The organism is Massilia sp. S19_KUP03_FR1, from assembly GCF_036688685.1.
Taxonomy (GTDB): domain Bacteria; phylum Pseudomonadota; class Gammaproteobacteria; order Burkholderiales; family Burkholderiaceae_D; genus JALYUM01.
In genome coordinates, this window is sequence record NZ_JAQQPS010000009.1 from 46,315 (window position 1) to 66,398 (window position 20,084).

Genomic DNA, 20,084 nt, shown 5'->3' on the forward strand with positions numbered 1-20,084 from the left:
GAGGCGCTACGCTGCCAGATACGGCAGCGTCTCCACATCCAGCACTTGGTAACTCTTCCTTTCGGTGGCCGCGCCGACCGTGATCATATGCATCGCCTGGCCGCCCGGCATGCTGAAGCGCAGGCGCTCGCCGGTATTGGCCGGCAGCAACGCCACCACGTCCCTGACCAGCAAACCCACTTCGCGTTCGCCGTGGTGCACCACCATCAGGCGCGCACTGTCGAGGCTGGCGCGCGCGTCCGGCGTGCGCAAATCGATCACTGGCAGCATGCGTCCGCGCCACGAGCACTGGCCATCGATGCCGCCGGCACGCTCGGCGCTGGCCTGGTAGTCGCCCGGCAGGGGCACGATTTCGCGCAGCGCATGCATGGGCGCTGCGCACAGCTGGCCGACGTCGTAGACCACGTGCGCCGGCAACGGCGTGCGGGTCTGCTCTGCTGCTTTGGCGCGCGCGCCGGCGTCGTCCAGCGCCGGCAGGGCGTAGCGCGCCAGCAGGGCCGGGCCATCGACAAGCAGGATGCGACGCCCGGATTCTTCGGTCGCGTAGCCGAGGTAAATGTCGCTGTCCAGGCCGGCTGTAGCGGCATCCTGCACCTGTGCGGCCTTGAAGGTGCGTACTGCCAGTACTTCATCGACCGGGAACGCCAGCGTCAGGCCGTCATGCGCCAGCACCACCGTCAGGGTATTGCCGCCGTCCACCGCCAGCACAGTGCGGGCCGGGTTGACGACCAGCGTCAGGCGAGCGCGCCATTCGGTGGTGCCAGTGATCTCGCCACCACCGAGTGCCAGCGGCTGCAGCTGCAGGTGCCGGACGATCTCGCCCACCATGGTCGCGGGGAAGCCGAACACCGTGCTGCCGATGCGCACCAGTGCCTGGATCGCGCTGTCGGGCGCCAATTCGGTCGCGCCCGCGACGCTTGTTTGGTCCAGGTGGGCGCCGGCGCCCCAGGCGCCCACCTGGGCAATCAGGATGGCCGGATCGAGCAGCGTGATCAGCGCGTCATCGGCGCCTGTGCCGACGCTGTGGAAAAAGCCGTCGTCCTGCGCATGGTGATGGATGCGGTCGATCTGTTCTGCGGCCAGGCGCACCAGACCGTGCACGGCGTCGACCGCCAGGCCAATCGTGCGCCCGTCGACGCACAGCAGCATCACGTGCGCGGACACGCCGCCCTGCGCCGGCGGCTTGGCCATCCACTTGCACAAATCGACCACGGTGATGAGCTGGTCACGGTCGCGGAACACGCCTTCGATGGCGTCATGGCTGCGCGGCAACACGGTCAGCGCGGCCGGGCGCGGCACCACGCGCACCACGTATTCGGCGGGAATGCCGATCGCCATGCCGGCCAGTTCGACCTGCGCGAAACCGCGCGTCCCGGCGCCTGGGCTGGCTGCGGCGTCCATTAACTCGCTTGCGCCGAGCTTTGCAGTTCAGCCAGCAGCGTGGCGACATTCCGGCTGGCGTTCGACTGTTCGATCGTGGCGTCGTGGATTTCCGAGATCGACACGGTGGTATTCGCCACCGCGCGCTCGATGCGGTCGAAGGCCTGCTTGACCTGGTCGGAGAGCATGCCGCCCTCATCGACGCGGCGGTTGTTCTCGTTGATGAGCTTACCGATGTCGCGTGCGGCCTTGCCCGATTTTTCGGCCAGCTTGCGCACTTCTTCGGCCACGACCGAAAAGCCCACCCCATGTTCGCCGGCGCGCGCCGCTTCGATCGCGGCGTTGAAGGCCAGCAAATTGGTCTGGCTGGCGATGTCGCTGATGGTGTCGATGATTTCGTGCACGTCCTGCGACGACCGCTGAAGATGGCCGATCGCATCGCGTGATTTGTCCAGCAGGCCGTTGCCGTCCTTGGCCTGGATCTGGGTCTCGAAGGCGATGTCGCGCGAGCTCTGCGCATTGCGCGCGATCGTGTCGATCGACTTGGCCAGTTCATCGAGCACGCCGGTGATGCCGGCCACCTTGTTCTTCACCAGTTGCTCGCGCTGCACTTGGGTGCTGATATCCATGGCGAATTTGACCACCTTGAACGGCTTGCCATCGATGTTCATGATCGGGTTGTAGGTCGCTTGCAGCCAGACCTCGGCGCCATGCTTGCCCACGCGCCGGAAGCGCGCGCTCTTGAACTGGCCTTCGCCCAGGTCGGCCCAGAAGTGGCGGTAGACCGGGGACTGCACCAGCGCTTCGTCGCAAAACATGCTGTGGTGGCGGCCCTTGACTTCGTCGGCGGTGTAGCCGATGGTGCGGAGAAAATTGTTGTTGGCCGTGAGGATATTCCCGGCCATGTCGAATTCGATCACTGCCTGCGAGCGCGAGATGGCATCGAGTTTGCCGGCGGTTTCCGAGCTGAGCAGCTTGATCGGGGTGACATCGGTGGCGAACTTCACCACTTTCAAGGGCTTGCCATCGATGTCGAGGATGGGGTTGTAGGAGGCCTGGATCCAGACATCGTCACCTTGCTTGTTTAAGCGGCGGTATTCGCCGGCGTTGAATTCGCCGCGCGACAGGCGTTCCCAGAAGGCCAGGTATTCCGGCGAGCGGGCGTAGTCGGCGTCGCAGAACAGGCGGTGATGCTGGCCGACCACTTCGTCGGCGCGGTACCCGAACGTGAGCAGGAAATTATCATTGGCGCGCAGCACGCGCCCGGTCAAATCGAATTCGATGACGGCTTGCACGCGCTCGATCGCGTTGATCTTGCCTTGCGAATCGACGCGGGTCAGGGTGGCGGCGGTGATGTCGCTGGCGAATTTCACCACTTTAAGCAGCTTGCCGCTGGCGTCGAAGACCGGGTTGTACGTGGCGCTGATCCAGACCGGGACGCCGTCCTTGTCCACGCGCTTGAAGTCGCCCGAGTGTGATTGGCCGCCGACCAGGTGCTTCCAGAAATCGGCGTACTCGCTGGTGCGTACGTACTGCGCCTCGCAGAAAATGCGATGATGCTGGCCGACGATGTCGTCCAGCGCGTAGCCGAAGGTTTGCAGGAAATTGTCGTTGGCATGCAGTACGCGCCCTTCGAGGTCGAATTCGATGACCGCCTGCAGGCGGTCAATGGCGTCGATCTTGCCCTGGGCGTCGGCCGCGCGCGTCTTGGCGGCAGTGATGTCGCTGGCGAACTTGACGATCTTGTGGACCGCACCGTCCTCCCCGTACACTGGGTTGTACGAGGCGTGCAACCAGACCGTTTTGCCATTCGCGCCGACGCGCTCGAAGTCGCCCGAAGCAATCTGGCCCTCGCCCAGGCGCTGCCAGAAGGCCCGATAAGCCTCGCTTTCGGGGTAGCCCGGCTGGCAGAACATGCTGTGGTGCTTGCCGACGATGTCGCGCAGGGTGACGCCCATGGTGTCGAGGAACAGCGCGTTGGCATGCAAAATGGTGCCGTCGGTGCCGAACTCGATGATGGCCTGGATGCGGTGGATCGCTTCCATGATGGCGTTCTGGTCGCGCGCGTTGGTGACGGCGTTTTCGGAGTAGTAGGTGCTGTCGGATTTCATGTGAGCGTCGCCACTGGTAAGCCGTGGCGCTTTATGTCAGCAGGGCACGGAGAGTCTTGTTGGGCCGGCAGCAGGGCGGATAATCGCCTGCCTTATGGTGCCGGAAGTTTGCAAAAGATAAATATTTATCTATGCGGAAATATGTCTTATGCACGAGAAATATTTTAATGCATAAATACAGGCAGTGCACATCTCCGCTTCGATACGCTGGAAAGATTAGATCTTTTATTTCCATACGGCAAACATTACCTGACCGAGATTATTGTATGAACGCAACAAACCCGGGTCATGACCCCGACACCGCGCTGCAGCCGGCACTGGCACTTCACCAGCGCGGCGAGCTGGAAAAGGCGCGCACGGCCTACCTGGCGATACTCGCCACAGCGCCGCGCCACGCGAACACGTTGCATTTGCTTGGTGTTGTAGCAAGGCAACAGGGTCGCCCGGAGGAGGCCATCGAATTGATCGCGCAAGCGATTGCCATCGATCCGCGCCAGGCCACCATGTACTGCAACCTGGGCGCAGCCTGGCAAGATATCGGTGAACCAGGCAAGGCGCTCGCCAGTTACGATGCGGCTCTGGCCCTGACGCCGGCGTACGCGCTGGCGTGGAGCAACCGCGGCAACAGCCTGCGCCAGTTGCAGCGGCTGGAGGAGGCCTGTGCCAGTTACCAGCATGCGCTGGCGTTGCGGCCGGACTATCCGGAAGCGCTCTGCAACCTCGCCATCGCCCTGCACGCGCTGCACCGCGACGCGGCGGCGCTCGATGCAGCCAGCCAGGCACTGGCCTTGCGGCCGCGCTACGTCGATGCACTGTGCGCCAGCGGCAATGCCTTGCATGGCTTGCAGCGCTTCGACGACGCCGCCGCGCAATTCGGCAAGGCGCTGGACCTCGATGGCAAGCATGCGCAAGCCTGGTGCTGGCGCGGCATCGCGCTGCAAAAGGCCGGACGGTTGGAGGACTCGGTCGCCAGTTACCGCGCGGCGATCGCCCAGCGCCCGGGGTTTGCCGATGCGTTCCAGTTCCTCGGCAATGTGCTGCGCGCACTGGGGCAGCACGCGCCGGCCCTGGCGGCCTGGCAGCAGGCACTGGCGCTGGGTGGTGACGCCGATGCGCTGGCGTTTGCCATCGCGTCGCTCGCGCCCGGCACCGCGCCAGCCACGGCGCCGGCCGCTTACGTCACGGCCTTGTTCGATGCCTACGCCGAACGCTTCGATACGCACCTGGTCGACACGCTCGGCTACCGCACGCCCGAACTGATCGGTGCTGCGCTGGACGCGCTCGATTTGCCGGCGGCGCTCGATACGCTCGACCTCGGTTGCGGCACAGGCTTGTGCGTCCCCGTGCTGCGCGCGCGCTCGCGCTCGCTCACCGGTGTCGACCTGTCGCCCTTGATGCTGGAGAAAGCGCGCGCGCGCAACGCGTATGAGGTGCTGGCCTGCGCCGAGATGGGCGCGTGGTTGTCCGAGCACCGCGCGGCATTCGACCTGGTGGTGGCCGCCGATGTGCTGGTGTATGTGGGCGACCTGGCGCCGTTGCTGGGCCAGGTCGGTGTCGCCCTGCGTTCGCAGGGCTGGTTCGCCTGTTCGGTCGAGACCCACGCCGGCGCCGGCTTTGTGTTGCAGGCGTCGAGCCGCTACGCGCATGCGCCCGGCTACGTGGAGGATGTGGTACGCGATGCAGGCCTGCGCCTGCACGCCGCGCTCCCGGCCATCCTGCGCCGCGACCGCGATGCAGCGGTACACGGCACCATCTTTTTGTTGCAGAAGATTTAAGGTTTTGGCCCGAACGTCAGCGTGAATTCGGCGACGCCGTCAACCCCGCCAGACACCACGTCGCCCGGGTTCAGCGCGCCGACGCCGGAGGGCGTGCCGGTATATATCAGGTCGCCCGGCGCCAGGGTTACCAGGCGCGACAGGGCGGCGATCACTTCCGGAATCGACCAGATCATGTCGCTGAGTAAACCTTCCTGCTTGCGCACGCCGTTCACATCGAGCCAGATGGTGTTGCCTTCCGGATGGCCGAGGGTGCTCGCGGGAATCAAGGGGGTGCAGGGCGCCGAGGCGTCGAAGCCCTTGGCCATGTCCCACGGGCGCCCGATCTCCTTGGCGGCGGCCTGCAAATCGCGCCGGGTCAGGTCGAGGCCGACACCATAGCCCCACACCGTGTCCATGGCATCGGCCAGGTCGATGTTGGTGCCACCCTTGCCCAGCGCCACCACCAGTTCGATTTCGTGGTGCAGATCGGACGTGGCGGTGGGGTAGGGCACGGTGCCGCTGGCGGCAATCACCGCGTCAGCTGGCTTGGAGAAAAAAAACGGCGGTTCACGGTCCGGGTCACTTCCCATTTCGCGAGCGTGGGCGGCGTAGTTGCGGCCGACGCAAAACACGCGGCGGATCGGGAAGCGCGCCAGCGTCCCGGCCACGGCGACAGAGGGAACGGCAGGCTGGGTAATCACATAATCGGTCATGGAACTCCAATGGAAAAATAAAGGTCACCGCAGATTTTAGCCCAGCGCACGATAGGCTGGGCTACGGCAAGAGATTTTAGAACTGTGTAAAATGAGTGCTTACTTTATAGCAAGACTATTGGCAGGGTGGAAGAGGCGGGTCCTCACGCAGCGCCGGTAGCAAGCTGCCACCATGACTGTCGAAAACGCCGCCGTTTGCTCGGTTCTCCTGATCGATGACGAGTCCTTTGCCCAGGACATCGTCTCCACCAGTCTGGATAGCTGCAAGGAGGTCATCCTCCATTACCAGCCTGATGCCGAACAGGCGGTCGCCAGCGCGCGCGCCATCGATGCCAGCCTGGTGCTGGTCGATTTGCGCATGCCGGGCGCCGACGGTTTCGACGTCACGCGGCGCCTGCGCGCCCATCCGGCCACGGAACACATTCCCATCATTTTGCTGTCGTCCGAAGACAGCCCGGAGATCAAGGCGCTGGCGTTCGACGCCGGGGTCAACGATTACCTGGTGAAATGGCCCGACACGCGCGAGCTGGTGGCGCGGGTGCGCTATCACACTGCAGCCTGCCATGCGCGGCGCGAGCGCGACCAGGCCTTCGCCCGGCTGCGCGTGAGCCAGGACGAGCTGGCGCGCAGCCAGTCGGCCCTGCACCAGGCGCAAAAAATGGAAGCGATCGGCCAGCTGACCGGCGGCGTGGCCCACGATTTTAATAATGTGCTGCAAATTATCGGCGGCAATTTACAACTTTTAAAACTGCTGGGCGGGCTGAACGATGCGGCGCGTGCCCGGGTCGATACTGCCCTGGCCGGAGTGGAGCGGGGCGCCAAATTGTCGGCCCACCTGCTGGCCTTTGCCCGGCGCCAGCCGCTGCAGGCGGTGGTCATCAACCCGGGCCAATTGCTGCTGGAGATGAACGACATGATGCGGCGCGTGCTGGGCCCGAACGCCCATGTCGTCGCCGACGTCGAGCCGGGCCTGTGGAACACGCTGGTCGACCCGAGCCAGTTGAACAATGTGTTGCTGAACCTGGCCATCAACGCGCGCGACGCGATGCAGGGCAGCGGTACCCTGACCATTTCGGCGCGCAACAATGGGCGCGATGCCGAGCGTCCCGCTGAAGTGCCGCAAGGCGAACACGTGCTCATAGAAGTCAGGGATACCGGCGCCGGCATGACGCGCGACGTGATCGAACGCGCCTTCGAACCGTTTTTCACCACCAAGCCGATCGGGCAGGGCACCGGCCTGGGCCTGTCGATGGCCTACGGTTTCGTCAAGCAGTCGGGTGGGGAGATTGTCCTGCGCAGCACGCTGGGGGCGGGCACCAGCGTGCGTATCTATTTGCCACGCAACGCGGCGCCGGCCAGCGCCATGGCGCCCGGCGTCGATGCGCACGTGGTGGGCGGACTGGAAACAATCCTGGTGGTGGAAGACGAAGAAGCAGTGCGCAGCGCCAGCAGCGGTATTTTGACGGCGCTCGGCTACCGGGTGCTGGAAGCGGCCGATGGCGCCGCCGCGGTCGAGGTGATCCGCACCACGCTGGCAGGGGATGGGCGCATCGACCTGGTGTTTAGCGATGTGATCATGCCGGGGCCGGTGAGCAGCCGCGACCTGGAAAGTTTCGTGCGCGAGAAGCTGCCGTCCGCGCAGATCCTGTTCACCTCGGGCTATGCCGAAGGCGTGCTGGCGCATGCCGGCAAGGTCGACGCCACCCTGAATTTGCTGCAAAAACCCTACAGCATCGAGCAACTGGGCGCGCGCATCCGCCATTTGCTGCGCCACCGGGCGCCGTATCTGCCCTTGCCCGGACTGCAGGAAAGTGCCACGCATTTTCCGGGCAGCTAGGGTGCGCACGGCGCATCGATATTGCGACAATTGAGGCGGCGCGGCGGGGGCCGGGTTAGAATCGGCTTCTATTTTCTGCCAGTGGGGCGAAGGTGTTTTCACATATATTTGTCGGTGTCAGCGACTTCGAGCGAGCGTTGCCCTTTTATATGGCGCTGATGGAAAGCCTCGGTAATGCGCTGCGTTTTTGCGATCGGTCGAGGCCGTGGGCCGGCTGGCAAGCGCAGCATGAGCCGCGGCCGTTATTTTTAATTGGCGCGCCGCAGGATGGCCGTGCACACGCGCCCGGGAACGGGCAGATGGCGGCTTTTCTGGCGTTCGATCGCGACGGCGTCGACAGGGCATATGGGCTGGCGCTGGAACATGGCGGCACGTGCGATGGCGCGCCTGGCTTGCGTCCGGAATACCATGCGGATTACTACGGCGCGTATTTCAGGGATACGGAGGGCAACAAAATTTGCGTGGTGTGCCATGCGAAGCCTGATTGGCCCACTGCCGTCAATGCGGCTTGATGTAGCGCAGCGACCCAGGCGGCGGTTCATTGAGCACCGCCCAGAAAATCCCCAGATCGGCAATCGCCCGCACGAACTCCGTAAAGTCGACCGGTTTCACCACGTAGGCATTCACGCCCAGCTCGTAGCTGCGCACCAGGTCCTGTTCTTCCTTCGAGGACGTGAGCATCACCACCGGCATCGAGCGTAGCGTCGGCGTTGCGCGCACGGTTTTCAGCACTTCCAGGCCGTCGACTTTCGGCAGCTTCAGGTCGAGCAGCACGACGGCCGGGTTGCCGGCCGAGCGGCCGGCGTATTCGCCCTGCGCCAGCAGGTAATCGAGCGCTTCGGCGCCGTCGCGGCAAATCACCACCTGATTCGCAAGCTGGCTTTTCGACAGCGCGATCAGGGTCAGTTCCAGGTCGTGCGGATTGTCTTCGACCAGCAAAATTGGTTTAAGCATCGAGGTCATTGCGCTCATTCTTCAAAATGGTTCGGGATCGTAAAGGAAAAGGTGGCGCCCTGGCCGGGCACGGCTTCGGCCCAGACGCGGCCATGGTGGCGCTCGATGATGCGGCGGACATTCGCCAGGCCAATGCCGGTGCCTTCGAAATCTTCCATCCGGTGCAGGCGCTGGAACACGCCGAACAGTTTATGCACGTAGTCCATGGAAAAACCGGCGCCATTATCGGCGATCTGAAACACGGTTTCAAGCGCATTTTTCTCGGCCGATATGGTGATGATGGCGATCTCTTTCTGGCCGGTGAACTTGACCGCATTTGACAGCAGGTTGTACAGCGCCTGGTACAGGAAGGCCGGGTCGGCGGTGACGTTCGGCAGCGCGCCAATGCGCCACTCGACGCGGCGCGCGCCGACGTCGGGAAGGAGTTTTTGCATGCAGGCGCGCACCAGTTCCCCCATGTCGACCGCGGCCGGGCGCAGCGAGGCGCGTCCCATCTGGGAAAAGCTGAGCAGGTCATCGACCAGCTTGCCGGCCAGGCGTGCCGAATCCTTGATGTTTTTCAGGAAGCGCTGGCGCCGCGTCGGGTCGTCGCTGTCGGACGTGTCCAGCAGCAGGTCGGAAAAGCCGACGATGTGGCGCAGCGGCGCGCGCAGGTCGTGCGACACCGAATACGAAAAGGCTTCGAGCTCCTTGTTGGCGCGGCCCAGTTCTTCGGCCAGTTCGGCCATCTGCTCGGCGCGCTCAAGCGCAATGCCGAGCAGGGCAGCGCGAAATTCTACCGCCAGCTCGACTTCAGCCTCGTGCCACGGACGGCTGTGCCCGTGTATGGTTTCGTGCCAGGCGGCAAAGCTGGTACGCGGGGACAATTGGCCAGAGGACAGCGTCAGTTTCTCGTGCGGATTGCCGGCCCAGTCGATGCTGTAGACCTGCTCGGGCCGGAACCACAGCAAATAATGCTGGTGAATCTTCGAAATTGGCATCGCCAGCAAGCCGCTGGCATTGTGCGCGATGGCCGCGCCGCCGGGGTACACGGTCGACAGCGCGTCGGAATGAAACACATCATCGTTGATGCGGGTCTGCAGCCAGCCGGTCAGGTCGCGGATCTGGTCTTGCCCGGGCGTGTCGCCGAAGGCCATGACCTGGTCGTCGACCACGATCGCCACGCCGTCGGCGCGGGCAAACTGCAGCAGTTCCGGGAACAGCTTGCTGAGGTTGTCGATGAAATCCTGGCTCTGGGTCAGGCCGCCCAGCATCGACACCATGATGCGCCGCACATCGAGGCGGAATTGCAACTCCTGCGCATCTTCGCGCGCGCCGATGCACAGCGCCAGAATCTGGCCCAGCTGCTCGCAGGCAGCCCGCTCTTCGAAGCCCACCGGCGCCGGGTTGTCGTTATGGCAGGAAATCAGGCCCCACAATTTGCCCTTGACCATCAGCGACACCGACATCGACGCCAGCGTGCCCATATTGCGCATGTACTGCAGGTGCACCGGCGAGACGCTGCGCAGGCTGGCGAACGACAGATCGTTGGCGCCGCCGGTGACGGGATTCATGGCGGGCACCAGCGGTGACGGGGTGTAGTTGGCGTCCTGGATCACGCGGATGCGCGACGACGCGTACAGTTCGCGCGCCTGGCGCGGCACGTCCGAGGCCGGAAAGCGCTGGCCCAGGTAAGAGTGATATGCCGGATCGCGCGCTTCGGCCAGCACCTGGCCGTGGCCGTCGCGGTCGAACAGGTAGACCAGCACGCGCCCGTAGCCGGTCACGGCGCGGATCTGACGCGCGGCCAGTTGCGCCAGCGATTCGATGGTCGGGGCGTCGTTCACCTTCAGTAAAAAGTCGCCCAGCAGCGGGTACAGGTGGCGGAAGTCGGCGGTGCGGCTGCGCTGCACCACTTCAAACTCGATGATCGTGACCTGGTCGCACAGGTGCGCGGACACGTCGAAATGCTTGCCATTGGCGAGCGTGACGGTGCCCAGATAAAACGGGCGCGGCCCGACCGTGCCGGCGGCCAGCTCCGGCCCCAGGCTGGCGGCGGCAGCGCTGCCGATCACCTCGTGCAGTGGCCGGCCGATCACCTCGGCAGCTGCCGGGCCTGCCCAGTCGGCCAGGTTGGCGCTCGCTTGCAGCACATGCAGAGCGGGTGCCGGTGCCAGGGTCAGCAGGAAACCGTGTGGCTGTATGCTGCCGGGAAAGCGGATCGGTTCGCGGTCACAGGACGTCAGGTCGACCGTGCCAGGTTTTGCGGTGGCGTCAGGAGTGCTCAACATGAAAAGGGCGACAGGTTGTGGACGCGCCATTCTAGCTTTATTTCAGGCGCATCGCGGCAGCCACGCTGCGTCAGGTGTGGGACTTCCGGGCACGACATTGTATAGTCGTGTCAACTTGACCATCCGGAGCGCGGTCCACATGTCGACCCCTTTGCACATTGCCACGCCCTTGCTTGAATCGCGCGCCTTGCCGGTGCGTGCCGGCCAGACGGTGTGGCTGAAGATGGACGCGCTGCAGCCGACCGGCTCGTTCAAGCTGCGCGGCATCGGCCACGCCTGCGCCGAATACCAGCGCCGCGGCGCCACACGCTTCATCGCTTCATCGGGCGGCAACGCCGGCATCGCCGCGGCCTACAGCGGCCGCAAACTCGGTGTGCCGGTGCTGGTGGTGGTGCCGGAGTCGAGCAGCACCCGGGCGCGCGCCCTGATCGCGCGCGAAGGCGCCACGGTCCTCGTGCACGGCGCGTCGTTCCATGAAGCACACGCGCACGCCTTGGCGCTGGCGGGCGTGGGCGATGCCTTCATCCATCCGTACGACGACCCGCTGTTGTGGGAAGGCCATGCATCGATGGTCGACGAGATCGCGGCCGCTGGTGTCACGCCCGATGCAGTGGTGCTGTCGGTCGGCGGCGGCGGCCTGATGGCCGGGGTGATTGCGGGCCTGCGCCGCCATGGCTGGGACCAGGTGCCGGTGATCGCGGTGGAAACGGCCGGCGCCGATGCGTTTGCGCAGTCGGTGCTGGCCGGGCGCCAGGTCGAGCTGGCCGCCATTACCAGCATCGCCACGTCGCTGGGGGCGCGCAGCATCGCGCCGCACACCCTGCAACTGGCCACCCAACATCCGGTGCGCAGCTATGTGGTCAGCGACAACGATGCCGTGCAAGGCTGCATGCGCTTCATGGACGACCAGCGCGTGGTGGTGGAACCGGCCTGCGGCGCGGCGCTGGCGATTGCCTGCCAGGCGCCGACCCTGCTCAAGGAATTCGATAACGTTGTCGTGATCGTGTGCGGCGGCGTGACGGCCACCGTGGCGCAGCTGGCGCAGTGGAGCGAGATTGCAGAAAGACGGCGCGGTCCGCGCGACGCCGGAACCTAAGTCTAGTTCGCGCCCGTACTGCCCACCGCGCCGCCAGCGGCAGCTGGCTTCGTGGCCGGCAGCGCCAGCGCCGCGGTCATGGTGCCCGGCTCAACCCGGTCGCCGCGCCAGACCACGTGCTCGTCCACCGAATACAGGCTGCACGGCTGCTCGCTCTTGCTGGAGCAGGTGGCCAGGGCGCGCGCGTCCGGGTCTTCGCCTTCTTCCGTCCAGCACCACTGGCCGGTGGGCGACAGGGCAAACGCGCGCGGGCTCATCTTGGTGAGATATTCGCGGTAGGCCTTGCGGCCCGACTCGCTCAGGAACGGCACCGCATCGATGTCGTCGAGTACGGCGAAATCGGTTTTCGGCGGCACCGGCGGCGCCGCGAAGTCGTACACGATGGTGGTCGGCATGCCGACCTGCTTGAGGAAGCGCTCGGTGTCGGCCATCCACACTTTTTCGCCGTCGCGGCTGGCCAGCATGCCGTGCGAATCGCGCTTGAAGGCGGGGAATTCGACCAGCGTCGCCTTGCCGCCCGCGCTTTCGAATGCGGCGTGCAGGCGCCCGGCCAGGGCAGGGCCGAACAGCGAATCGTTGGCGCCATACATCCACAGGCTCGGGATTTTGTTGTGCGCGCCGTAGTCGGCAAACGCCGTTGCCAAAGCGCCGCGCCAGTCGCAGCCATTGCTCTCGTCGCGCAGGCCGCCGGCGAAATTGATCAGGCCGCGCACGCCTGCCAGCGTTTCGGTGCCCAGCGCCATCGTGGCCAGGCCGCCGTACGACTGGCCTGCCACCACGATATGGTCGGCATCGATCCACGGCTGGGCGCGGGCAAATTCGAGGGTGTCGCGCACATCGTCGGCCTGGGTGTAGCCGTTGGCGCGCATGTCGCAGCCGTGATCCTTGTAGCTGCCGGTGGAGGCGGCAAAGCCCTGGCGCATCGGTACCATCACAGCGTAGCCGCGCTTTACGAAGGCGGCGGCCATATGGTAAAAACGGTCGCGCGCCTGGTGGCTGGGGCGGCCGGGATCCTTGCCATGGTTGATAATGATCAGGGGGAACGGGCCGCTGCCATTCGGCCTGAACACGGTGGTTTGCAGGCGCGCCTGGTGGTCGGCGCCGGCCGGCACCAGCATGACCCGTTCATTGATGCGGTAGTCTAGCTGCACAACCTGTTCTTGCGAAATCGCGGGTGACATGGCGACCAGGGCGATCGCAGCGGAGCTCAGTTGGCGAACGATTATGCGACTCATAAACATAAATACCCGGATTCCTTGCAAATATTAATGCCACTCGGAAAAATTTATTCTATGCATGGATTTTGAGCAGGGCAATACCCGTTTTGGCAACATGCGACATAAATTCGCTGCCGTAGCTACAATGACAAGCAGCACCGTTTTGCCAGTAGGCCAGGGGAATATCATTTCAACAGAACAACACTTCGCTCGATGAGCAAGTACGAAGTGCGCGCGTGGCATCCCAACGAAAAACCGTTGATGCCCGGCTCGCCGTCCACGCCTGACCATTCCACCGCCAAGCGGTTTGCCTACCTGTTGGTCGGCATCCTGGTCACGCTGACAGGCGGCTTGGGCAATGCGCTGGTGTCGGTTAACCTCATCGCCCTGCAAGGGACGCTGGGCGCCTACTCGACCGAAACCAACTGGCTGCCGGCGGTGTATGTGATGGCCAACGCGTCGATGAACCTGCTGCTGGTGAAGTTTCGCCAGCAGTTCGGCCTGCGCCTGTTCACCGAAGCCTTCCTGGTGCTGTATGCGCTGGTCACGTTCGGCCACCTGTTTGTCAACGATTTGCATTCGGCCATTGCGGTGCGCGCGGCGCACGGCATGGTCGGTGCGGCGCTCAGTTCGCTCGGTTTGTATTACACGCTGCAGGCGTTCAAGAAGGCCTGGCGGCTGAAGGGGATGGCGCTGTCGCTCGGCATGTCTCAGCTGGCGCTGCCGATCGCCTATATTTTTTCCAGCGATTTACTCGAATTTGCCGAGTGGCGCGGGCTGTACCTGTTCGAGCTGGGCCTCACCTTGCTGTCGCTCGGCTGCGTGCTGCTGCTGAAACTGCCGCCGGGCGACCGCTTCAAGGCCTTCCGCGGCCTCGATTTCCTCACCTTTGGCCTGTTCGCGCCAGGTGTGGCGCTGCTGTGCGCGGCGCTGACGTTCGGACGCATTTTGTGGTGGCGCGAGACGCCATGGATCGGCATGGCGCTGGCCGGGTCGATTGTCCTGATCGTCGCGGCGATTGCGGTCGAGCACAACCGCACCTATCCGCTGCTTAATTTGCGCTGGCTACGCACCGGGAATATCGCGGCGCTGGCGATGTCGCTGGTGCTGGTGCGGGTGGTGTTGTCCGAACAAAGCGTGGGCGCCGTCGGTTTCCTGCGCGCCATTGGAATGGGCAACGACCAGTTGCAGACCCTGTTTATTGTCGTGCTGGCCGGCACCCTGCTGGGTATCGTCACGTCGGCCATGATCACCAATGTCCAGCACTTGCAGGCGCCGCAGATTGGCGCGCTGCTCCTGATGGCGCTGGGCGCGTGGATGGATGCGCACGCCACCAGCCTGACGCGTCCGGAAGAAATGTACGTCAGCCAATTCCTGCTGGGCTTTGGCGGCGCACTGTTCCTGGGGCCGCTGGTGATTTCCCTGATCGGCCAGGTGATCGGCAACCCGGGCAACCTGATCACCTTCTCGGTGCTGTTCGGCCTGACGCAAAACCTGGGCGGCCTGATCGGCTCGGCGGCGCTGGGCACGTTTCAGGTGATGCGCGAAAAATACCACTCCAGCATCCTCACCGATCACTTGAGTTCACTCGATCCGCTGGTGGCCGCGCGCATCCAGAGCAGTGCGGCGGCCTATGCCAAGGTGTTGGCCGACCCCGCCGCGCGTACCGCCCAGGGCGTCTCGGCATTGCAGGCAGCCGTCGCGCGCGAGGCGAATGTGCTGGCCTTCAACGACGTCTTCATGCTCATCTTCGCCATTGCGATCGTCACCGCACTGTGGGTCTCGGCCCATACGCTGTACAACATCGTAATGAAAGTGCCGTCGCCCTTTTTGCCGCCTGCGCCAGCCGCACCGGCCATCACGCCGTCGCCCATGCCCCGGCTTCCAAGTACCGAACCTGTCACTGACTGATATGCCCGAGAACCCGAACTACGCCGCTCCTGCTGCCACCACTGTGCCTGTTGCACCGGCGCCACCCGTCCTGCCACCACCGCCAACGCGCCGCATCTGGCCGTCCGTCGTCGGTTTTTCGATGGTGGCGCTGGCCGGCGTCCTGATCGTCCTGTACGCATGGGACTTGCCGCCATTTCACAGCACCATCGAGACCACGGAAAATGCGCTGGTGCGCGGCCAGGTGACGATCATCAGTCCGCAGCTGTCCGGTTACGTGGTGGAAGTGAAGGTGCAGGATTTCCAGCCGGTGAAACAGGGCGAGCTGCTGATGCGCATCGACGACCGCATCTACCAGCAGCGCCTCGACCAGGCCAAGGCAGCGCTGGCGGCGCAACAAGCGGCACTGGCCAACAGCCCGCAATCGGCCGCGAGTGCCGCAGCGAGCGTGGCGCAAAACCAGGCGGCGCTCGCCAACGCGAAGGCCCAGGCCGACCGCGCCGCAGCCGACTTGCGCCGCGTGGAAGAGCTTGCGGCCGACGGCTCGCTGTCCGCGCGCGAACGCGATTCGGCCCGGGCCGCGCGCGCGCTGGCGACCAGCGGCACCGCGCAGGCCAGCGCCGCGCTGGAAATTTCGCGCCAGTCGCTGCGCAGCGTGGGGGTCAACCGCGAGGCGCTGCAAGCTGCCGTGGCAAATGCCGAAGCGGCCGTGCAACTGGCGCAAATCGATCTGTCGAACACGCGCATCCTGGCCCCGCGCGACGGCCAGCTGGGCCAGGTGACGGTGCGCCAGGGCGCTTTTGTGAATGCCGGCGCCCAGTTGACGGCGCTGGTGCCGGACCAGATGTGGATCATCGCCAATCTGAAAGAAACCCAGATGGCCAACATCCGCATCGGCCAGCCGGTGCGCTTTACGGTGGACGCCTTGAACAATGCGCGCTTGCTGGGCCACGTTCAGCGCATTTCGCCGGCGGCCGGCTCCGAGTTTTCCGTCATCACGCCGGACAATGCCACCGGCAACTACGTCAAGATTGCCCAGCGCATTCCGGTGCGCATCACCATCGATGCCAACCAGGAACTGGCCAGGCGGCTGCGGCCGGGCATGTCGGTGGTGGTCAGCATCGATGCGAACGTGGCCGGGGCGGCGCGATGACGGTGCGCGTATTGGTGCTTGCGCCGGTGCTTGCGCTGGCGCTGTCCGGCTGCGCGATGGCACCGCAACCGGCCCCGCCAGCGACCTTGAGCACGCCCGCGCAGTGGCGCACGGCGCTGGTCGCTGGCGCGCCCGTCGAGCGAGACTGGTGGCGCGCGTTCGGCGACCCCGTGCTCGACCAGCTGGTGCAGCAGGCGCAGCAGAACAATGGCGACGTGCGCGTGGCGCTGTCGCGCTTGCAGGAATACCAGGCGCGCGTGCGGGTGGCGGCCAGCGCGCAGGCGCCGGCGCTCACGGCCAGCCTGAACCCGACCCGGGCGCGCGCGCTCGGGTCGAGCGGGCCCGTGGATGGCACGGCCTTCACCGGCCAGGTGCAAGCCAGTTACGAACTCGACCTGTTTGGCCGCCTGGCCAGTACCACCGCTGCGGCGCGCTTCGACCTGCAAGCGCAGGAAGCGCTGGCGGCCGCGACCACGCTGGCGGTGGCCGCCAACACCGCTTCGGCGTACCTGAACCTGCGCGGGCTCGATGCCCAGCTGGCGCTGGCGCGCGCCACGCTGGTGTCGCGCCAACGCTCGTACGATCTGGCGCGGCGCCAGTACGAGGTGGGCTACAGCTCGCGCCTCGACCAGGCGCAGGCCGAAGCCGAATTGCACACCACCGCCGCCGTGGTGCCGCAGCTGGAACGCGCCATCGCCCAGCAGGAGAACGCCTTGAGCGTATTGCTGGGCGCCAGCCCGGGTGCAGTGGCGCGCGGCGCCGCCTTGCCCGACCTGCGCCCGCCATCGATCGGCGCCGGCATGCCATCCGAATTGCTGCGGCGCCGGCCGGATATCGCGCAGGCCGAAAGCACGCTGGCCGCGCTCGACGCCAGCCTGGCCGCCGCGCGCGACCAGTTGTTGCCGTCGATTCGCTTGAGCGCGTCGCTGGGTGCGGAGGCGGGCAGCCTGGCGCAGCTGCTGCGCGCGCCGAATGCCTTGTGGAGCATCGGCGGCAGCATCCTCGCGCCGATCTTCGACGGCGGTCGCCTGCGCGCCCAGGCCGAAATCGCCGGCACGCTGCGCGACCGCGCCGTGTTCGGCTATGAAGCTGCGGTGCGCACGGCGTTTTCCGAAACCGACAATGCGTTGACGGCCGTGCAGCGCCTGGGCGAGCAACTGGTCGAAGCGCAGGCGCGCCAGCTGGCGTCCGCCGAAGTGCTGCGAGTCGCCCACAACCGCTACGCGAACGGTTATGCGTCCTACCTGGAAGAGCTGGACGCGCAGCGCAATGCCTTTGCGGCCGACAACAACGTGCTGCAATTGCGCGCCAGTTTGCTGGCCGCGCATGTCGACCTGTACCGCGCGCTCGGGGGCGGCTGGCGTGCAGCTTAAGCGTGCGGTGTGCGCTCGCTGCCTGCGCGCAAAGTCGGCCTGCATCTGCGCCTGGATCGCACCAGTCGCATCAAGCGTGGAACTGCTGATCCTGCAGCATCCTCTGGAAGTGGGCAACGCCAAGAACAGCGCGCGGCTGCTGCATTTGAGCGTGTCGCCAAGCCGGATGGTGACGGGCGAAACCTTCGACGCGGCGGTGTTGACGGCGCTGCTGGAGGAGGGCGGGCGCACGCCGGTGTTGCTGTATCCGGACACGCCGGGCGCGCCGTCGTCCGCCATGCCGGAGGCGCCAGCCAAGCTGCGCCTGGTGATCGTCGACGCGACCTGGCGCAAGAGCCGCAAGATGTTGTACTGCAATCCGCTCCTGCAAACCCTGCCGCGCATGACGTTGCGGGCAATGCCGCCGTCGCATTACCGCATCCGCAAGGCGCATGCGCCGGACCAGTTGTCGACCCTGGAAGCGGCAGCGTATGCGCTGATGCAGTTCGATGCCGACCCCGCGCGCTGGCAAGGCTTGCTGGATGCCTTCGACGGCTTCGTCGGCCAGCAGCTCAGCTACGTGCCAGCCTAGAACGTCACGATTCCCCAGGCCAGGGTGCATTTGTGATTCGCATCGAAACTGGTCAGCTGCGTCACGCCACCGCCGGACGCCACATCCAGCGCCAGGACGTTGGCCGGCCCGGTGAACGCGGCCCAGTTCGCGGCCACGTCGCCACCCGTGTTCGGATTGCCGGTCTTCGCAAAATTAGTCCAGTAACGCGTCATGGCCGTCTGCAGCTGGCGCCGCTCGTCGTTGCCGAGCTCGCCCAGGTTGTACAGGTACTGCAGGTCGTAGGAATGGGCAGCGCCTTGCTGGAAGCTCAAATAGTACTTGCCGTTGGCCACACCGACCGTTGGCGGCGCGGTCTGGTCGCGGAACTCGTACATCCAGATCGGCGAGGCCTGGGTGTTGATGCGCTGCGACGTGCGCAGGGCGGGGCAGGAAAAGGCCAGGTCGGTGGCCATGGCCGCGACCGCCAAACTCGGCTGGATGGCAGTGTTGGTGCCGTAATTGGCGAGCGGATAAAACCGGTTGACGATCTCGTTGACGTTGGCGCCGCTGCCGGCTGTCAGGCTGGCCACGGTGGGGGCATAGGCCGCGCTCTGCAGGGAATAACTGGTGTTGGCCGGATCGAGGTTCGGCGGCGTCGCCGCCGCGCGGCGCGCGGCTTCGTTGATGGCGATGTAGAGCGCGTATTCATTTTCGTTGGTGCCATTGACCATCGGCACCTTGAGGTTGTCGCCGGCAAGGAAGGTCGCCTTCACCGATCTGGTGAGCACCTTGCCGTCGATGGACGGCACCATGATCGGGATCGCGTTGGCAATGGCCTCGGCCAGGTGGGTGCGCAGAACCGCCTCCGGCAAGTTGCGCAGGCAGGCGGCCGTGACCGGTGTGCAGTTGATGCCGCTGACGCCGGCCGCCGTGGCGGCATTGATGGCCGTGTCGACGATGGCGGTGCTGGTCGTCGCCATCTGCGCCGCGCTCATCTGGCGCTCGTTGCCATAGCTCCCGCTTTGCACCATCGCCTTGTTGAACAGGCCTTTCGAGCCGGGCGCGGCGAGGTGGGTCATGACACTGAAGCCGCCCGCCGATTCGCCAAACAGCGTGACATTGTTCTTGTCGCCGGCAAAGCGGACGATATTGTCCTGCACCCATTTCAGGGCGGACTGCTGGTCCATGATGCCGTAATTGCCGGCGGCGCCGTTGACGGCCAGGGCCGGGTGCGCCAGGAAACCCAGCGCGCCCAGGCGGTAAGCCACGTTGACGACGATCACGCCTTTTGAGACCAGCGGCGACGGGTCGGCATACACCGACGTGCCGCCGGTGTTGAACGCGCCGCCATGCAGGTTGACCATGACCGGATACGGCCCGGCGCCGATCGGCGCGTGCACGTCCAGGTAGAGGCAATCCTCGCTGTCGCCGGCCAGCCGGAACGGGCTGGTGCCGGTTTGCAGGCAGGGCGCCGCCGAGCTGGTTTTTTCCAGCCTGGTGGTCCATTTTGGCGCAGGCGCCGGCGCGGCCCAGCGCAGCTCGCCCAGCGGCGGCGCGGCGAACGGGATGGCGAAGTAGCTGCGCATGCCGAGCCGGTCGATACCCTTGACGTCGCCATTGTCGGTGTGCGCCACAGTGGGGGGATTGGCGGGCTTGTTTTCATCGATGAAGCCGCAGGCGGCGAGCATCAGCGTGACGCCTGCTGCAACGCTTACCCGGAACGGGCTGGCACAATGGCTCACATGCTTGTTCACTGTCAGTCTCCTGTCTTATTCTTGCTATCAAAAAAACCAATAGTAGC

General features: G+C 65.3%; 15 protein-coding genes. 8 read left to right on the forward strand and 7 right to left on the reverse strand.

What is annotated here, in order from left to right; all coding sequences use genetic code 11:
* Window positions 1–6: 6 nt before the first annotated feature.
* On the reverse strand, window positions 7–1,401 hold the full coding sequence (locus V6M87_RS11530; protein WP_332876770.1) for a chemotaxis protein CheW: 1,395 nt from the start codon (window positions 1,399–1,401) through the stop codon (window positions 7–9).
* Window positions 1,401–3,491 (reverse strand): methyl-accepting chemotaxis protein, encoded by a 2,091-nt coding sequence (locus tag V6M87_RS11535; RefSeq protein ID WP_332876771.1) that lies wholly within the window; start codon window positions 3,489–3,491, stop codon window positions 1,401–1,403. The genes V6M87_RS11530 and V6M87_RS11535 overlap by 1 nt, the downstream gene beginning before the upstream one ends.
* A 266-nt stretch (window positions 3,492–3,757) precedes the next feature.
* Between V6M87_RS11535 and V6M87_RS11540 the strand changes: the two genes are divergently transcribed.
* Window positions 3,758–5,266 (forward strand): tetratricopeptide repeat protein, encoded by a 1,509-nt coding sequence (locus tag V6M87_RS11540; protein WP_332876772.1) that lies wholly within the window; start codon window positions 3,758–3,760, stop codon window positions 5,264–5,266.
* On the opposite strand, the gene V6M87_RS11545 is transcribed toward V6M87_RS11540, so the two are convergent.
* On the reverse strand, window positions 5,263–5,961 hold the full coding sequence (locus V6M87_RS11545) for a fumarylacetoacetate hydrolase family protein (RefSeq protein ID WP_332876773.1): 699 nt from the start codon (window positions 5,959–5,961) through the stop codon (window positions 5,263–5,265). The genes V6M87_RS11540 and V6M87_RS11545 overlap by 4 nt on opposite strands.
* A gap of 172 nt (window positions 5,962–6,133) precedes the next feature.
* Here V6M87_RS11545 and V6M87_RS11550 point away from each other — a divergent pair, with 172 nt between their 5' ends.
* Both V6M87_RS11550 and V6M87_RS11555 read left to right on the forward strand, forming a co-directional pair.
* Window positions 6,134–7,798, forward strand: coding sequence for a response regulator (locus tag V6M87_RS11550; RefSeq protein ID WP_332876774.1), 1,665 nt, complete (start codon window positions 6,134–6,136; stop codon window positions 7,796–7,798).
* 92 nt (window positions 7,799–7,890) lie between these two features.
* Window positions 7,891–8,310, forward strand: coding sequence for a VOC family protein (locus V6M87_RS11555; RefSeq protein WP_332876775.1), 420 nt, complete (start codon window positions 7,891–7,893; stop codon window positions 8,308–8,310).
* Here V6M87_RS11555 and V6M87_RS11560 read toward each other — a convergent pair.
* Both V6M87_RS11560 and V6M87_RS11565 read right to left on the reverse strand, forming a co-directional pair.
* Window positions 8,297–8,752, reverse strand: a complete 456-nt coding sequence (locus V6M87_RS11560) for a response regulator (RefSeq protein ID WP_332876776.1) — start codon at window positions 8,750–8,752, stop codon at window positions 8,297–8,299. The two genes, V6M87_RS11555 and V6M87_RS11560, sit on opposite strands and share 14 nt — an antisense overlap.
* A 14-nt stretch (window positions 8,753–8,766) precedes the next feature.
* Window positions 8,767–11,022, reverse strand: coding sequence for an ATP-binding protein (locus tag V6M87_RS11565; protein ID WP_332876777.1), 2,256 nt, complete (start codon window positions 11,020–11,022; stop codon window positions 8,767–8,769).
* Window positions 11,023–11,161: 139 nt separating this feature from the next.
* On the opposite strand from V6M87_RS11565, the gene V6M87_RS11570 reads away from it, so the two are divergent.
* Entirely contained in the window at window positions 11,162–12,118 is a 957-nt protein-coding gene (locus V6M87_RS11570) for a pyridoxal-phosphate dependent enzyme (RefSeq protein WP_332876778.1), read from the forward strand.
* Window positions 12,119–12,120: 2 nt separating this feature from the next.
* Here V6M87_RS11570 and V6M87_RS11575 read toward each other — a convergent pair whose 3' ends face one another.
* Window positions 12,121–13,269 (reverse strand): alpha/beta hydrolase family protein, encoded by a 1,149-nt coding sequence (locus tag V6M87_RS11575; RefSeq protein WP_332876779.1) that lies wholly within the window; start codon window positions 13,267–13,269, stop codon window positions 12,121–12,123.
* 279 nt (window positions 13,270–13,548) lie between these two features.
* On the opposite strand from V6M87_RS11575, the gene V6M87_RS11580 reads away from it, so the two are divergent.
* Genes V6M87_RS11580 through V6M87_RS11595 form a run of 4 tightly spaced genes read left to right on the forward strand, consistent with a single transcriptional unit; the run spans window position 13,549 to window position 18,322 of the window.
* Entirely contained in the window at window positions 13,549–15,246 is a 1,698-nt protein-coding gene (locus tag V6M87_RS11580; RefSeq protein ID WP_332876780.1) for an MFS transporter, read from the forward strand.
* Window position 15,247: 1 nt separating this feature from the next.
* The gene (locus V6M87_RS11585; RefSeq protein WP_332876781.1) at window positions 15,248–16,378 is read left to right on the forward strand and encodes an HlyD family secretion protein; all 1,131 of its coding nucleotides are present in this window, start codon (window positions 15,248–15,250) and stop codon (window positions 16,376–16,378) included.
* Window positions 16,375–17,751: an efflux transporter outer membrane subunit gene (locus V6M87_RS11590; protein ID WP_332876782.1), complete on the forward strand. Its 1,377-nt coding sequence runs from the start codon at window positions 16,375–16,377 to the stop codon at window positions 17,749–17,751. Before V6M87_RS11585 ends, V6M87_RS11590 begins: the two co-directional genes overlap by 4 nt.
* Window positions 17,705–18,322, forward strand: a complete 618-nt coding sequence (locus V6M87_RS11595) for a tRNA-uridine aminocarboxypropyltransferase (RefSeq protein WP_332876783.1) — start codon at window positions 17,705–17,707, stop codon at window positions 18,320–18,322. Before V6M87_RS11590 ends, V6M87_RS11595 begins: the two co-directional genes overlap by 47 nt.
* Here the strand turns inward: V6M87_RS11595 and V6M87_RS11600 are convergent.
* Window positions 18,319–20,037 carry a carboxylesterase/lipase family protein gene (locus V6M87_RS11600; RefSeq protein ID WP_332876784.1) on the reverse strand — a complete coding sequence of 573 codons (1,719 nt, stop codon included), beginning with the start codon at window positions 20,035–20,037 and terminating at the stop codon, window positions 18,319–18,321. The two genes, V6M87_RS11595 and V6M87_RS11600, sit on opposite strands and share 4 nt — an antisense overlap.
* Between the last annotated feature and the right edge of the window lie 47 nt (window positions 20,038–20,084).

Bases quoted from the DNA above. Each gene is read 5' to 3' on its own strand.
- V6M87_RS11535 (WP_332876771.1), bottom strand. From the start codon at position 3,491: ATGAAATCCGACAGCACCTACTACTCCGAAAACGCCGTCACCAACGCG.
- V6M87_RS11565 (WP_332876777.1), bottom strand. From the start codon at position 11,022: ATGTTGAGCACTCCTGACGCCACCGCAAAACCTGGCACGGTCGACCTG.
- V6M87_RS11570 (WP_332876778.1), top strand. From the start codon at position 11,162: ATGTCGACCCCTTTGCACATTGCCACGCCCTTGCTTGAATCGCGCGCC.
- V6M87_RS11550 (WP_332876774.1), top strand. From the start codon at position 6,134: ATGACTGTCGAAAACGCCGCCGTTTGCTCGGTTCTCCTGATCGATGAC.
- V6M87_RS11530 (WP_332876770.1), bottom strand. From the start codon at position 1,401: ATGGACGCCGCAGCCAGCCCAGGCGCCGGGACGCGCGGTTTCGCGCAG.
- V6M87_RS11590 (WP_332876782.1), top strand. From the start codon at position 16,375: ATGACGGTGCGCGTATTGGTGCTTGCGCCGGTGCTTGCGCTGGCGCTG.
- V6M87_RS11595 (WP_332876783.1), top strand. From the start codon at position 17,705: ATGTCGACCTGTACCGCGCGCTCGGGGGCGGCTGGCGTGCAGCTTAAG.
- V6M87_RS11585 (WP_332876781.1), top strand. From the start codon at position 15,248: ATGCCCGAGAACCCGAACTACGCCGCTCCTGCTGCCACCACTGTGCCT.
- V6M87_RS11580 (WP_332876780.1), top strand. From the start codon at position 13,549: ATGAGCAAGTACGAAGTGCGCGCGTGGCATCCCAACGAAAAACCGTTG.
- V6M87_RS11540 (WP_332876772.1), top strand. From the start codon at position 3,758: ATGAACGCAACAAACCCGGGTCATGACCCCGACACCGCGCTGCAGCCG.
- V6M87_RS11560 (WP_332876776.1), bottom strand. From the start codon at position 8,752: ATGCTTAAACCAATTTTGCTGGTCGAAGACAATCCGCACGACCTGGAA.
- V6M87_RS11545 (WP_332876773.1), bottom strand. From the start codon at position 5,961: ATGACCGATTATGTGATTACCCAGCCTGCCGTTCCCTCTGTCGCCGTG.